General features: G+C 63.1%; 10 protein-coding genes and 2 riboswitches. Of the genes, 6 read left to right on the top strand and 4 right to left on the bottom strand.

The genetic code is table 11. The annotated features are described in order from the left end of the window. The first annotated feature begins 27 nt into the window (after positions 1–27). Positions 28–1,245, top strand: a complete 1,218-nt coding sequence (locus tag H8S23_RS01590; protein ID WP_186886559.1) for a peptidase U32 family protein — start codon at positions 28–30, stop codon at positions 1,243–1,245. A 709-nt stretch (positions 1,246–1,954) separates the two neighbouring features. On the opposite strand, the gene H8S23_RS01585 is transcribed toward H8S23_RS01590, so the two are convergent. The 3 genes from H8S23_RS01585 to H8S23_RS01575 are packed head-to-tail and all read right to left on the bottom strand — an operon-like array spanning position 1,955 to position 4,328. Continuing rightward, entirely contained in the window at positions 1,955–2,671 is a 717-nt protein-coding gene (locus H8S23_RS01585; RefSeq protein WP_186886558.1) for an ABC transporter permease, read from the bottom strand. Continuing rightward, positions 2,668–3,537 carry an ABC transporter ATP-binding protein gene (locus H8S23_RS01580; protein WP_243165800.1) on the bottom strand — a complete coding sequence of 290 codons (870 nt, stop codon included), beginning with the start codon at positions 3,535–3,537 and terminating at the stop codon, positions 2,668–2,670. The genes H8S23_RS01585 and H8S23_RS01580 overlap by 4 nt, the downstream gene beginning before the upstream one ends. Then, positions 3,534–4,328 carry a MerR family transcriptional regulator gene (locus H8S23_RS01575; RefSeq protein ID WP_186886557.1) on the bottom strand — a complete coding sequence of 265 codons (795 nt, stop codon included), beginning with the start codon at positions 4,326–4,328 and terminating at the stop codon, positions 3,534–3,536. The genes H8S23_RS01580 and H8S23_RS01575 overlap by 4 nt, the downstream gene beginning before the upstream one ends. An 819-nt stretch (positions 4,329–5,147) precedes the next feature. Between H8S23_RS01575 and H8S23_RS01570 the strand changes: the two genes are divergently transcribed. Together H8S23_RS01570 and H8S23_RS01565 are read left to right on the top strand one after the other, a co-directional pair. Next, positions 5,148–6,689 (top strand): oligosaccharide flippase family protein, encoded by a 1,542-nt coding sequence (locus H8S23_RS01570; RefSeq protein WP_186886556.1) that lies wholly within the window; start codon positions 5,148–5,150, stop codon positions 6,687–6,689. Between the two features lie 230 nt (positions 6,690–6,919). After that, entirely contained in the window at positions 6,920–7,930 is a 1,011-nt protein-coding gene (locus H8S23_RS01565) for a nucleoid-associated protein (RefSeq protein WP_186886555.1), read from the top strand. A gap of 711 nt (positions 7,931–8,641) precedes the next feature. On the opposite strand, the gene H8S23_RS01560 is transcribed toward H8S23_RS01565, so the two are convergent. Next, positions 8,642–9,730, bottom strand: a complete 1,089-nt coding sequence (locus tag H8S23_RS01560) for a mechanosensitive ion channel family protein (protein WP_186886554.1) — start codon at positions 9,728–9,730, stop codon at positions 8,642–8,644. A 236-nt stretch (positions 9,731–9,966) separates the two neighbouring features. Then, a riboswitch (FMN riboswitch) is annotated at positions 9,967–10,107 on the top strand. 171 nt (positions 10,108–10,278) lie between these two features. On the opposite strand from H8S23_RS01560, the gene H8S23_RS01555 reads away from it, so the two are divergent. From H8S23_RS01555 to pepD, 3 genes are all read left to right on the top strand, one after another. After that, on the top strand, positions 10,279–10,854 hold the full coding sequence (locus tag H8S23_RS01555; protein ID WP_186886553.1) for an ECF transporter S component: 576 nt from the start codon (positions 10,279–10,281) through the stop codon (positions 10,852–10,854). 104 nt (positions 10,855–10,958) lie between these two features. Continuing rightward, a riboswitch (SAM riboswitch) is annotated at positions 10,959–11,059 on the top strand. A gap of 177 nt (positions 11,060–11,236) precedes the next feature. Then, entirely contained in the window at positions 11,237–12,379 is a 1,143-nt protein-coding gene (gene metK / locus H8S23_RS01550; protein ID WP_186886552.1) for a methionine adenosyltransferase, read from the top strand. A gap of 331 nt (positions 12,380–12,710) precedes the next feature. Further along, complete coding sequence (gene pepD, locus H8S23_RS01545) at positions 12,711–14,171, top strand: beta-Ala-His dipeptidase (protein ID WP_186886551.1); 1,461 nt, start codon at positions 12,711–12,713, stop codon at positions 14,169–14,171. Positions 14,172–14,310: the final 139 nt, after the last annotated feature.

Genomic DNA, 14,310 nt, shown 5'->3' with positions numbered 1-14,310 from the left:
GTGCTTTTTGAGGGGGAGAACGGAAAGATGCGGCATCGCCCGGAATTGTTGGCCCCTGCGGGGGATATGGAGCGGCTGCGCTTTGCGCTGCTCTACGGCGCAGACGCGGTCTATCTGGCGGGAGACCGGTTCGGCATGCGGGGAGCGCCGAAGAATTTTTCAATGGAAGAGCTGGATACCGCCGCGAAACTCTGTCACGCGGCGGGAAAACGGATGTATATCACCGTGAACACCATGCCTACCAACGAGGAGATCGACGCGCTGCCCGGATATCTCGCCGCCCTGCGGGAGATCGGCCCGGACGCGCTGATCGTGGCGGACCTGGGGGTGCTTTCCTTGGCGAAGAAGTATGCGCCCGAGCTGGAGCTGCATGTCTCCACCCAGGCGGGCATCGTCAACTGGGCCGCAGCGGCAGCTGCCTACGAGCTGGGGGCAAAGCGGGTGGTCCTTGCGCGGGAGCTCACGCTGGAAGAGATTACCGGCATCCGCGAAAAAGCGCCCGCAGGTCTGGAGATCGAGGCGTTTGTGCACGGGGCCATGTGCATGAGCGTGTCGGGGCGCTGCCTGCTGTCCAATTACATGACCGGCCGGGACGGCAACCGGGGCCAATGCGCCCAGCCCTGCCGGTGGAAATACGCCCTGGTGGAGGAAAAGCGCCCCGGAGAGTATTTTGAGATCGGCGAGAACGAAGAGGGCAGCTATATCCTCAGCGCCGAGGACCTCTGCGCGGCCCCCTTTCTCGGCCGGGTGGCCGCCGCCGGGGTCGACAGCTTCAAGCTGGAGGGACGGGCCAAAAGCTTTTACTATGTCGCCAGCGTGACCGCCGCCTACCGGCGGGCCATCGACGCGATCGGCGAAGACCCGGCGGATTACCTCTGCCCGCCAGAGACCCTGGCGGAGCTGGAAAAGTCCAGTCATCGGCGCTATTCTCCGGGCTTTTATCTGGGGCGGGAATTTGCCGTGCAGAACGTCACCGACGACCGCTACCAGCGGGGCTGGCAGATCGTGGCGGTGGTGGAGCGCTACGGCGCTGCTGCGGCCGTCTGTACCCAGCGGGGCAAGTTTGAACTGGGAGAGACTATTGAGGCGCTGCTGCCGGACGGCTCGGTGCTCCCCTTTGCGCCGGCCTGGCTGCGGGATGCCGATGGACAGGAGATTAGCTCCACGCCCCATGCCATGATGGAGTTCACCCTGCCCGTGCCCCGGCCGCTGCCCGCAGGGTCGATCCTGCGCAGAAAGAAATAGCGCCGGGCGAGCGCATCCTGCGGGGGGCGAGGGCGCCGCGGGGCTTTTGCCGCCGGATTTTCCCCCGGCCTAAAAGCGGACGGCGGGGACGAACTGCCGCCCCGCCAACAAAGCCGCTGTTTCGCAGAGCGGAGGCAGCGGGTATCGCCGCGGCTTTTTCCTCTGCCGGGGACCGTTAAAACGGCTTGTCAGGGCCGCCGTGCCTTGTCCTTTTTGGCAGGCCTGTCAAAAAGCAGGACGAAAATAAAAAAACAGTCTCCGAGCTGCGGAGACTGTTTTTTTATTGCATGGAAAAGCTGCGGGATTGGCCGCGGCAGCAGCCCCCCAAAAGGGTCCCGCGGCTAAAACAGGAGAAATGTGTTTTCCGCATAAAACGGCCCGAGAAGCAGACAGATCGCTTCCGCAGGCGGCAGATTTGGGTGCAGACAGGCAGACGCGGGGGCTGGGCGAAAGCGTTTTTATCGCGGCTGTCTTTTGCGGCGTCTGCTGCTGAGCGCTTTTTACAGGCCCTGCCCGGGCCGCGGTCCGGCTGCCGGACATACCTCGGGGGCATACTTCGCAGTGCGGGACACCCGGCAGATGGCTTTGAAAAATTCCCGTCAGGCTGCACCCGGAACCCCCTGAAAATCTGAAAATAGAAAAACAGGGCGCGCTCATTGTCGCTGGGGAGAGACGCCCGGCGGTGGGAACGAGCGCGGGGGAGGGATGCTCACTCCTGCCCCAGCCGCCGCAGCCGCCAGGCGCTCAGCACAAGGCAGGCGAGGGCGATCCCCAGCAGCACCAGTGCCGCCGGCAGGTCAAAGCTTTCCGCACAGAGCAGCCCGTAACCCCAGGTCGCGGGCAGCAGCTTGCCTGCGGCCTGCAGCGCCCGCGGCAGAAACGATACCGGCATCATGGCGCCGGAGAGCAGCACCGAGGGCAGGAAGATGAGCTGGGACAGCATGGTCAGCCGCGCAGAGTTGGGGGCAAGCAGGCCCAGCAGGGTGCCCACACACAGGCAGGCGAACAGAAAAAGCGCCAGCTCGGCAAAAAAGACCGCCGGGCGCTGGGGGACCGCCGCACCGTAAAGACGCGGGGCCGCAAGATAAATGATCGTGCTCATGAGAAGCAGGTGGAGAAAGGCGGAAAACAGATTGCCGGCGGCGGCGGTCCACAGCGGTACCCCGCCCACCCGGTATGCCTTGCGGATCTCCCCGCCGTAGGTCTCGGTCAGCGCCGCCGGGCTGCCCAGCATCGCCCCCATCGTGATGCCGAACACGGTCATCGACTGGATGAGCGTATGCTCGGAGCCCGGCATCACGGCGGAAAAGACAGCGCCCATGAAGAGAAAAAACACCAGCGGCACTGCGTAGTAAAGGATCACGATCTCCCGGTTTCGCAGGTCCATCCTCCACTGCAGGCCGATGCTGTACAAAAATGCTTTCATGCCGTCTCCTCCCTCGCAATATCCAGAAAACGCTCTTCGATGCTGGCGTGCTCCGTCGTCACGTTCTGGATCTCGACCTGACTTTCCGCGGCTCTGGCTGCCAGTTCCGCCAGAGCCGCTCTGAGATCGTCGGCTTCAAAGATCATTTCGCCCTGTTCTTCGCCGCACAGACGGCAAAAGGCCAGGCCCGCGAGCGACGGCGGCGCGGAAAAGCGCATCCGCAGCCGGCGGCTGCCGCCCCATTGGCCGGTCAGCTCGGCCGCAGTGCCCAGAAAGGCGATCGAACCGTCTTTTAAAATGGCCAGGCTGTCACAGAGTTCTTCCACCTCCGCCATGTCGTGGCTGGCCATCAGGATCGTCATCCCCGACCCGCGCAGACGCTGGATCTCGGCGTGAAGCGCGGCGCGGCCCTCCACGTCCAGCCCGGCGGTGGGCTCATCCAGAAACAGCACCTCCGGCCCGCCCACCAGCGCCAGCGCCAGGTGCAGCCGCCGCTTTTGCCCGGTGGACAGCTCTCTGTACTGCCGCCGCAGGAATGCGTCCACCCCCAGCCGGGCAAGCTGGCCGCGGTCCACCGGGGCGTTTGCCCAGCGGGCAAAAAGCTCCACCGCCTCGCCTGCGCGCAGGTTGGCCGGCAGCGAGGCGCTCTGCAGCTGCACGCCGCGCCTGCCCTGTACCTCCACCGCGCCGTCATCCCAGCGCCGGATCCCCTCCAGACACTCCAGCGTGGTGGTCTTGCCCGCGCCGTTGGCCCCCAGCAGCGCAAAGATCTCCCCGCGCCGCACGCAAAAGTCGATGCCGTGCAGTACCTCGCGCCCGCCGTAGCTTTTGCGCAGCGCTTTTACCGTCACCGCCAGTTCCATCATTTTTCCTCCAGTTCGGGAATATGGATGCCCTCCCGCTCAAAATAAGCGCCCAGGAGCGCCCCCATATACGCGTCGATCTCGCTCTGTTTTTCCGCCATCCCGGCAGCCCAGCCGGCCTTGCTCTGGTTAAAGTCCATCAGTTTGGGCAAAAGGTCCATGTCGCCGCCCGTAAACTCCAGGATCATCTGCCACCAGCGCCTGCCCAGGTCTATCGCTTCCTCGTTTTCCGGCGCGCAGCCCGCCTGTTTCAGCGCCAGGATCTCGTCCACCATGCTGTGATAGCTCTCCAAAATGTGGGTGCCCAGCTCCGGGCGGTCGGCAAAACGTCGGCGCACATGGTCGTTGAGGTCGGTGTCGAACAGCTTCAGTATCCAATAGCTTTCGTTGTGCATCCGCAGCAGGGCGATGATGTCCGCATAGCGGTCAAAGTCAACCGTATTCATCTGCAGGACCTCGCCGCGAAAGGCGACCAACGCCTCCAGCGCAGTGTTCAGCTCGTCGATCTGGCGGCGCACCAGCTGCTCCTGACGGTCCAGCATGTCGGCCACCTGCTGCGGCGTGTCCAGGTTGAACAGCTGGCCCTGGATCTCCTGCAGTGAAAAGCCCAGGTATTTGAGGGACAAGATCTGGTGCAGCCGCACCATGTCCCGTGCAGAATACAGTCTGCGGCCGCCCTCGCTGAGCGCCGTGGGCTTCAGCAGGCCCACCCGGTCGTAATATTGCAGGGTGCGCACCGTGACCCCCATTTTTTTTGCCAGCTGCCCCACGGTGAGCAGTTCTCCGTTTGCCATAGCCTCGCCCTCCTGTTGTGCAGTATAACATGTGACGCAGCGTCACATGCAAGCTTTTTTCGGCCGCGGCTCAAAGGGAAAATAAGCCGGTTTTGAGCGGCTTGCTGTACAGGGTACCAGAAAAGCGAGTTCCCAGACACCCTGCGCCAGGGGCCGTTCAGCTTTGTTGAGCGTGCCCGCGGGGACGGGTACGGGTGAAAAGCAGCGGCGCGACAGAAGATCCGCCCGCGGCAGGAGTTTGGGAGAAAGACCCGCTGCGCGTTGCCCGCATACTTTTTAAATCGACGCCTCTGCCCGGTCATTTTGCGCGGCGGCCGGTAGATGCCTCCAGTAGCCTGTGGCTGTTTTTTATTGCTTTGCAATAAAAAATGACTTATTCTCATTCGCCGTGGCCTGAGGACAGGCCACATGGCCACTAAAAAATAGCCTCCGGCTATTTTTTATTTCTGCGCAATAAAAAATGATTTATCCTAACGGCCTGCCCCTCGTCCCTGTGGGACAACCGGGGCATTGGCCCAAACATAGCCGCTATGCGGCTATGTTTTGCGACACGCCAAAGCGCAGCGGCGCAGCAGAAGATCTGTTCCCCCCAGGCTTTCAGCAGCGGCTCGGACATCGCGGCGCGCGATACTATTTTTTGTTCTTCCGCCATATAGTTGAGAAAGGAATTTGCCCCGCCCGGCAGGGCGGAGCGGTCAAAAGACTGCTCTCTGCGCGCGGTGCGGGGGCGGGCCGCAGGGAACGCACGGGCGAACGGAGCGGCAGGCAAAAGCCGCGGCTCCCGTACTCTCTGCGGCAAATCAGGGCGGGGGGATCGGTTTGAAAAAGCTGCTCTTTTTGAAAAATGCGGTCATCCTCACCGGCACGGCGCTGCTGCTGCGGGCGGTGGGGATGTTTTTTCGCGTTTATATCGCCGGGCAGGTGGGCGACGAGGGGATGGGGCTGTATCAGCTCATCTTTACCCTTTATAATCTGGCCATCACGCTGGCGACTTCGGGGGTGACGGTGGCCGCCACGCGGCTGACCGCCGACTGGCTGGCGCGGGACCGGGGCGCGCCGACAGCGCTCTGCCGGCGGCTGGTGTTTTATGCGCTCTGCCTGGGCGGCGCGGCCGGGCTGCTGCAATTTTTTCTGGCACAGCCGGCCAGCACCCTGTGGCTGGGCGATGCGCGGGCCGCGCTGTCGCTGCGCATCCTGGCGCCCAGCCTGCCCTTTATGGCGGTGGGTGCGACGCTGCGCGGTTATTTTATGGCGCGGCGCAATGTGAGCAGCTCTTCCCGGGCCCAGATCTTTGAACAGGCGGTGCGCATCGGGGTGGTGGCCCTGCTGATCGGCAAGGCGTTGCCCCGCGGCATCGAGACGGCCTGCGCCGTCATCGTGCTGGGCAACACCGTATCCGAGGCGCTGTCCTGTCTTTATATGGCGCTCAGCTGGCGGCGCGATCTGAAGCGCTTTGCATCCGGCAAAATACAGAAGCCGCAGGGGCTGCTGCGCGAATATGGGGGCATCGTGGCGCCCATCACGGCGACCCGGGGCGTCGGCAGCCTGCTGGTGACGGTGGAAAACATCCTGGTGCCCGGCTGCCTTGCGGCTTTTCTCGGGGCACGGGAGACGGCGCTGGCCCAGTTCGGGCAGCTCAAAGGCATGGCGATGCCGGTGCTGTTTTTTCCGTTTTCGTTCCTCTCCACCCTTTCCACCCTGCTGCTGCCCGAGATCGCCGAGGCGCACGGCGCTGGCAAAAAGGAACGTCTGCAGGCGCTGATCTGCCGCACGGTGCTGATCACGGTGACCCTGTCGGTGCTGATGGGCGGCCTCTTCCGCGCCTTTTCTTCCGAGCTGGGCGAAACGCTCTACCACTCTGCGGAGATCGGCTTTTATATCGGGGTGCTGGGCCCTGTAATGCCTTTTATGTATCTTGAAAGCATGGTGGACGGCATCCTGAAAGGGTTGGGGGAACAGCTTTCCACCTTTAAATACAGCGTTTGCGACTCGGTGCTGCGCATCCTGCTGGTGGTGACGCTCGTGCCGCGTCTGGGCATGCAGGGCTTTTTGTTCGTGATGCTGTTTTCCAACATCTTCACCGGCTTTTTGAACCTGCACCGGCTGATCCGGGTAACCGGGATAAAGGTGCAGTGGATGCGCTGGGTGGTAAAGCCGCTGTTTTCCGTGGGGGCGGCATGGGCGGCCTATTACTTTGCCTTTGCGGTCTGGGCGGCGCCGCTGCTGCCGCCTTTGGCGGCCTTTCTCTGCGGCGCGGTGCTAATGGCGCTGGTCTATTTTCTCTTTCTCTGGCTTACGGGATGCGTTTCCCTGCAGGATCTTTCCGGTCTGAAAAGAGAGAAAAACAGCGGGAAAGCCTGAAAGAGCGCGCAGCGAAGCATCTCCACCGGCGGGCGGGGAAAGCCGCCGCCGGCTGAAAGCCAGCGGCCGGGCCGCCGCTTGCAAAAAACCACAGGAAAATGCTATACTGCAAGAGCGTCTTGAAAAAAAGCAAAAGACGGGCATCCGGCGGGGGGACTGGTGCGAGTGGGTCCCCGCTTCGCCGCGGGCGGGTGTTCGTCTTTTTGTGTGCAAAAAAGGGAGTAATAGCGATGATCAACCTCACCAAAGCGATTTTACATATTTTGGACGGCAACGCAGGCGTGACCGTTATTTCGGCCGCGCAGCTTGATCTGGCGGACGACGCGGCCTATGGCTATGTCTGCAAGCATCTGGAAAAAGCGGCAGGCGATCCGGGCCTGCACAGCGGGGAGTTCATCGGGGTGGAGAATGAGTTCAAGATCAAGCTGAGCCAGTATGCCCGGGAGATGCTTGCATTTGAACCCTTTTCCGCCTGGATCGCCGCCCAGGCCTGGGAGATCCTGTCCAATTCCAACCGGCCGGATTCCTCCGACCTGCTGGTGGCCGAGTATTTTGAGGGAGAAAAGAAGATGCTCGCGATCCTCAAATGCACCGGCAAGCTGGGGTATACCCATATGGTGGAGCTGGACGAGCAGGGGCAGCAGGTCTGCCGCATCGTCAACCAGTACGATATCCTGCCCGGCACGGGGCAAAAGCTGGATGAGGCGGCGTTTATCGAGGTGGAAACAGGCGCTGTGCGCTTTACGGAAAAGCCACGCACCGTCGACGGGGAAGAGCGGCCCCTCTTCACCAAGGGGATCCTGAAATGCACTTCGGGCGTGTCGGCAGGGGAAACGGTGGAGCTGATCCGCTCGATCGCCGAGACGGTGGCGGAGACCTACGGGGTGGACAAGACCGCGGCGGTGACCCGGGCCAAGGCCGGCATTGCGGAGCATCTGGATGAGAACGAGAACCTGGCGCCCTTTGATCTGGGGGTGGAGGTGTTTGCGGGCAACGAGGAAATGGAGCGGGAGTTCCGGCGGCAGGCCAGCGCGGCCGGCGTGCCGGAGCGGGTCTCGGTCCCCAAAAAGCTTGCGGTGCGCACAGCGCGCAGCCAGAAGATCAAAACCGATACGGGCATTGAGATCATCTTTCCTCTGGATTATGCGGAAAACACAGAGTTTCTGGAGTTTGTTCACAACCCGGACGGCACCATCGCCATCGAGATCAAAAATGTGGGCAGCATCGAGAACCGCGGATAGCGCCGGGAAGTGGGACCCGTTTGGAGCGGGGAGCCGGAAGCGGGCGCTGCCGCGGAAAAGAATTGCACGACACAAAGCCCCCGGGCCCGCCAAAAATGGGTCCGGGAGTTTTCGTGTGCCCCAGAGCAGCGGGACGCAGGGCGCGCAGGGCACCGCTTCCGGCGCTGGGCACGGCGCCGGTTTACTGAAGAAAAAAGCCCCGGCGAGCGGCGGTCCGGGACTTGGAGATTTTTGAGCCCCGAACCCACGGCGGAAAAAATTGTCACCTGGAGGAGGAAGCGAGCCCATCGGGAGACAGGCTGGCCCTTGAGCAGAATCGGATAGGCGGAGGCCCCGCAGGGGGTACGGGAGCGCTTTGCGGGGACGGGGGGCCGGCGCTGCCTCATCTGCGCGGGGACAGCTTTGCCCGTTCAGCAAAACCGGGTTTCTGCGGGGTGAGGAAAAGCGCCTGAACGGCCGTCCTGCATGGCCGACAGAATGCCCGCCGCGGTCACTGACCGCCGCGCGCGGGGTATGGGGCGGACCGAAGTTCCCGGGGCGTTTTGCGCTGCATCTCCCATGCCATCTTTTTAGCGGTGCGCGGCCGGACGCTGCGCTTTTGGCCGCAGGGGGCGCAAAAAGCAAGGGGGCGACCCTGCTGGATCGCCCCCTTGTTCTGTAGTTGTCACGCGTTGAGACCGCGGGCCCGCACATTTTTGCCCGGCACGGGTTTTATTGGGACGTGTCTTTCCCCGTGTCCCCCAGATACACCGTGGTGCTGGGAAAGGCGAAAGAGACGCCGTTTTTGGCCATCAGGTCCAGGATCGCCAGGTTCAGCCGCTCGCCCACGGCCAAAAATTCGCCGTAGTCGGTGGTCCCCGTATAATACCGCACCAGCACGTCCATGCTACTGGCTGAAAAACCGGTGAAGCGCACCACTACCGTTTCCGCCCGCACCGCAGCATCGCCGGTGAGCAGGGCGCGCAGATCGGCCATCATCTGTTCCAGCGCAGCGCGGGGCGTGTCGTAGCACACGCCGATCGTGAACTCCGCCATGCGCATCTTGCGTTCGCTGCCGTTGGAGATCAGCCCCGCGCTGACCACGGAATTCGGCACCACGGTCAGGGTGTTGGCAAGGGTGCGTATTTTGGTGCTGCGGAAAGTGATATCCTCCACCGCACCCTCCACGCCCGCACAGGTGACCCAGTCGCCGATGGCAAAGGGCTTTTCCACCAGCAGCACCAGCCCGGCAAACAGGTTGGACGCCGTGTCCTTGGCGGCCAGCGAGACGGTGAGGCCCCCCAGCCCCAGGCCTGCGATCAGGCTGCCCACCGGGAAGCCGAGGATCTCCAGCATGGCCAGCGCCGCAAAGGCGGCGATCAGCACCTTTACCACCCGGCGCAGCATCCGCCGCACGGCCTCGGCAGAGCCGAGAAATTTGAACTCAAAGACGGGCACTGTGTCTACAATGGCGCAGCCCGCCCAGCCGATCAGGCCGGTGGAGACCAGCTGCAAAGCCGTGGAGAGAAAGGCCCGCAGCGGGCCGGTCACCCCGGCGGGGAGCGGCAGGTTCCACAGCGCGAAAGCGGCGCCCAGCAGCAGCAGCAGGGCGGCCACGGGCCGGGAGAGCGCGCGCAGCAGCTCCTCCCAGGAGGTGCCGCGCAGCCGTTTTGCAAATTTAAGGATCACAGACACCGCCTTATACCTGTACAGGCGGCTGAGCAGCAGAAAGATGAGAAACACCGCCGCACAGAACGCCCACTGCCAAAGCGGGTTCCCGCTGCCGGTCAGCCGCTCAATGACGGAGGCTACGTCGTCCATGCGTCCTCCTCCTTTCAATTTATGGCGTCGTTTGTCCTGTTAGAATAGTACCATATCGGGCGGCGGCACGCAATGGCCCGCGCGAAGAGCCGCCCGGCGCTGAAAACGGAGCAAGAGGGCAAAAACGCCCGCCCGCGCCCGCACGGCGGACAGTGCGCGGGCTGAGGGCTGAAAAAACGACCTTTTTGCCGCTGCCGGAACTTGCAAAGGGGACGGCGGCGCGCTATACTTTTTATAGTCTGTTTCAGGGCGGGGTGTAAGTCCCCACCGGTGGTGAGGCCCCAGGGCCAAGCCCACGACCGCTTTTCCATGCGGAAAGCGCTGATCTGGTGAGATTCCAGAGCCGACGGTTAAAGTCCGGATGAAAGAAACTGCGGCTGTTTTCATTCGCAATGCGCCCTTTTTGCAGCAGCATGCAAAAAGGGCTTTTTTGTGCCTTTTCGCCGGTGACGGCGGCAGGGCGGGGATGAAGAGCGGCACAGCCTCCCGGACCGGCGCGGGGCCCCGCGGCCGGTCGGCAGACCAACATTTTAAAGGAGGCCTTTCTCATGCAACAACAGCTCAATGTCACAAACAAGACCCGCAGGCTCACGACCATGGCGCTGCTGGCCGCCCTGGCGGTCATCCTGGTGGCGCTGATCCATTTTCCGCTGCTGCCGGCCGCGCCCTTTCTTGAGTACGACCCCGCGGATATCGCCATCTTCATCGGGGCATTCCTCTTTGGCCCGCTGCCCGGCCTGGCCCTGACCGTGGTGACCAGCGTTATCCAGGGGGTCACGGTCAGCGCGGGCAGCAGCTGGATCGGCATCGTCATGCACATCCTTGCCACCGGCTCTTATGTTCTGGTGGCGGGCACGATCTACCAGCGCCGCCGCAGCCGCAGCGGCGCGGTGCTGGCCCTGGCTGCGGGCACCCTGACCATGACGGTGGTGATGTGCGGCTGCAACCTGGTCTTTACGCCGCTGTTTATGGGCCAGCCGGTGCAGTCGGTGGTCGCCATGCTGCTGCCGGTCATCGCCCCGTTCAACCTGATGAAAGCGGGCATCAACAGCGTGATCACCTTTTTGGTCTACAAGCCGATCAGCCGTTTTGTCTTTGGCGAGCGGCACGGGGCCGGGTCCTGAGCTGCCGCTTTTATCCCGCGGCAGCTCCCGCACAGGGCGGATATCGTCGAAAGTCCTTGACAAAAGGACCAAAAAGAGGTACACTTGTTTTCACAATTGAATAACACTTATCAAGAGCGGCTGAGGGAACAGGCCCTGTGAAGCCCGACAACCTGCGCGTTTGCGCAAGGTGCCAAATCCTGCGGGTAACACCGGAAGATAAGCTTTTTATAGCCCCGGTTTGTTGCCGGGGCTTTTTCTTATCCCCGGCGTGCCTGGATGCCAGTGAAAAAAGGATATTCCGCCCGGCGGCGGCCTTTTTTTGCACGTTTCCAGGCCGCCTCAGGCGAGACTGCCCCGCGGTTATTCAGTTGGACAAAAACGGAAGGGAAGTCGAATCCAAATGTCCAAACGCTTTTTTACCTCTGAATCGGTGACGGAGGGGCATCCCGACAAGATCTGTGACCAGATCTCGGACGCCATCCTCGACGCCATCCTCGCCGAGGACCCGGAGGGCCGGGTCGCCTGCGAGACCACGGTGAGCACCGGCCTTGTCCACGTCATGGGCGAGATCACCACCTCCTGCTATGTGGATATCCCGCGGCTGGTGCGGGACACGGTGCGGGAGATCGGCTACACCCGCGCCAAGTTCGGCTTTGACGCGGACACCTGCGCGGTCATCACCAACATCGACGACCAGAGCCCCGATATCGCCATGGGCACCAACGACCAGGTGGGCGGCGCAGGCGACCAGGGCATGATGTTCGGGTTTGCCTGCGACGAGACGCCGGAGCTGATGCCCCTGCCCATCTCGCTGGCGCACAGGCTGGCAAAACAGCTGAGCCGGGTGCGCCGCCAGGGCACGCTGGAGTATCTGCGGCCGGACGGTAAGACCCAGGTCACGGTGGAATATGACGACGGCCGCCCCGTGCGGGTGGACACCATCGTGATCTCGACCCAGCACGCGCCGGAGGTGCCCATCGAGCAGCTGCGCGCTGAGATCATCGAGCAGGTGGTGAAGCCCGTCGTGCCCGCGGACCTGCTGGACGGGGAGACGAAATACCTCATCAACCCCACCGGCCGCTTTGTGGTGGGCGGGCCGCAGGGGGACTCCGGCCTGACCGGGCGCAAGATCATCGTGGACACCTACGGCGGCTACGGCCGCCACGGGGGCGGCGCGTTTTCCGGCAAGGACCCCACCAAGGTGGACCGCAGCGGCGCTTATGCCGCGCGCTGGGTGGCAAAAAATATCGTGGCGGCAGGCCTTGCCAGCAAATGCGAGCTGGAGCTGGCCTACGCCATCGGCGTGGCGCAGCCGGTGAGCGTGCTGGTGGACACTTTCGGCACCGGCAAGGCGCCGGACGACCGCATCGCCGAGGCGGTGAAAAAGGTGTTCGATCTCTCGCCCGCAGGCATCATCCGCACGCTGGACCTGCGCCGTCCGCAGTACAAAGCGCTGGCGGCTTTCGGCCACATGGGCCGCGAGGAGCTGGGGGTCGCCTGGGAGCGGACCGACCGCACCGAGGAGCTGAAAGCCGCGCTGTAACGCGCGCGGCTGCCGCCGGGCGCCGACGGAAGCAGGGGCGATAGCGCCGCTGCCGGCAGATGAAAAACCGTCTGGTTTTCAGCGCGCCGGCACCAAAGCGCCTTTTCCCAAAGGCGGTGAACAGCCCCGTCCCGCGGTTCTGGATAGATGCAATGGCAAAGAGGCCGGCGTCCTGCCGGCCTCTTTTTTGGATCTGCCCGCAGCAAAAACGGCTTTTTCCAGAGCGGCGCCTCTTCTGCGGCGCAGAAGAAAAGGGGCGCGCGGGCATTGCGCGCACGGGCAAAAGCGGGTATAATTTTTGCATACTGAGAGGAAAGCGAGGTCGTGAAGAATGGACTATGTTACCAAAGGGCTGGAGCCGGCCGATGCGCTGCGCTATTTTGAAGAGCTGTCCAGCATCCCGCGCGGGTCGCGCAAGGAAGCCGCGGTGGCCCAGTATATCTATGATTTTGCCCGGGAGCTGGGCCTGGAGGCCTACAAGGACGAGGCAAACAATGTGGTCGTCAAAAAGCCTGCCTCCCCGGGCTGCGAGGACAAGCCGCCGCTGATGCTGCAGGGGCACACCGACATGGTCTGTGTCAAGCTGCCGGGCTGCAGCCACGATTTTGAAAAGGACCCGCTGAAGCTGGAGATCCGCGATGGCCAGCTGACCGCGGTGGGGACCACGCTGGGGGCGGACGACGGCACTGCCTGCGCCCATATGATGGCCCTGATGGCGCGGGACGACTATGTGCGCCCGCCGCTGGAATTCGTCTTTACCAGCATGGAAGAGATCGGTCTGCTGGGGGCCAAAGCGCTGGACCCCGCCCTCATCACGGCGCGCCGGATGGTGAACATGGATTCCGGCGCCAGTGAAGACTATCAGACTGTGGTCTCCTGCGCGGGCGGCATCGTCTACGACTTTAAAAAGAGACCCCGCTGGGAGGCTGCCAGCGGCGAGGCGGTACAGCTGCGCATCTCCGGCCTGCTGGGCGGCCATTCGGCGATCACCATCGGCGAGGGACGGGGCAACGGCCTCAAGCTGATGGCGCGCCTGCTGCACGCCGTCGCCGCCGCGATGGAGCTGCGGATCGTCCGCTTTGAGGGCGGCACGAAGATGAACGCCATCGTCAGTGACGCCACCGCCCTGATCACCGTGCCTGCGGGCAGGGGCGCGCAGGCGCTCGAGATCGCCGAAAAGCTGGCCGCTTCGATCCGGGAGGAACTGAAGATCAGCGACCCCGGCTTTGCGTTCAGCGGCAGCGCGGCGGAACTGCCGGCCCAGGCACTGACCGGGGAGGACAGCCGCGCACTGGTGGATTTCCTGTTTTTGCTGCCGGACGGCATGCGTTTCATGAGCCGGGAGATCGAGGGGCTGGTGCAGTGCTCCAGCAATATCGGCATCCTCACCATGGGACAGGATGAGATCTATCTGTGCGACTGCATCCGCACTGCTGAGGACAGCCTGGGGGATCAGTTGGGTGGCGAGTTTGAGACGCTGGCCGGGCTGTTTGGCTTTGAGGCGGTGCGCACCGGCGGTTTCTGCGGCTGGAAATATGACCCGGCCTCTCCGCTGCGGGCCTGCGGCATGGCGCTGTACAAAAAGATGTTCGGCCGCGAGATGGAGATCCAGGCCACCCACGGCGGGCTGGAGTGCGGCGAATTCAAAGGCAAATTCCCGGAGATGGATATCATGACGGTGGCGCCCACCTGTTCCGGTGCGCACACCCCTGAAGAGAGGATGGACCTTGCCTCTTTCAAGCGGGTGCTGGATTATCTGCTGGCGCTGTTTGAAGAGCTCTGCAGGTCATAAAAATTCCTGCGCGGCAGCGCGCCTCGGCCTGCGCAAAATGACCCATGCGCCGGGCTTTGGCGCGCGCCGGGCTTCCCGGTGCAGGCGCTGCGCCCTGTTTTTGCTGTGTTTTTCCAGGCAAAGACATATATACAACACG

It is taken from the genome of Anaerofilum hominis, from assembly GCF_014287275.1.
In the GTDB taxonomy this organism is placed as follows: domain Bacteria; phylum Bacillota; class Clostridia; order Oscillospirales; family Ruminococcaceae; genus Pygmaiobacter; species Pygmaiobacter hominis.
The sequence above is the reverse complement of the archived record's forward strand: the minus strand, read 5'-3'. Positions and strand labels throughout refer to the sequence as shown.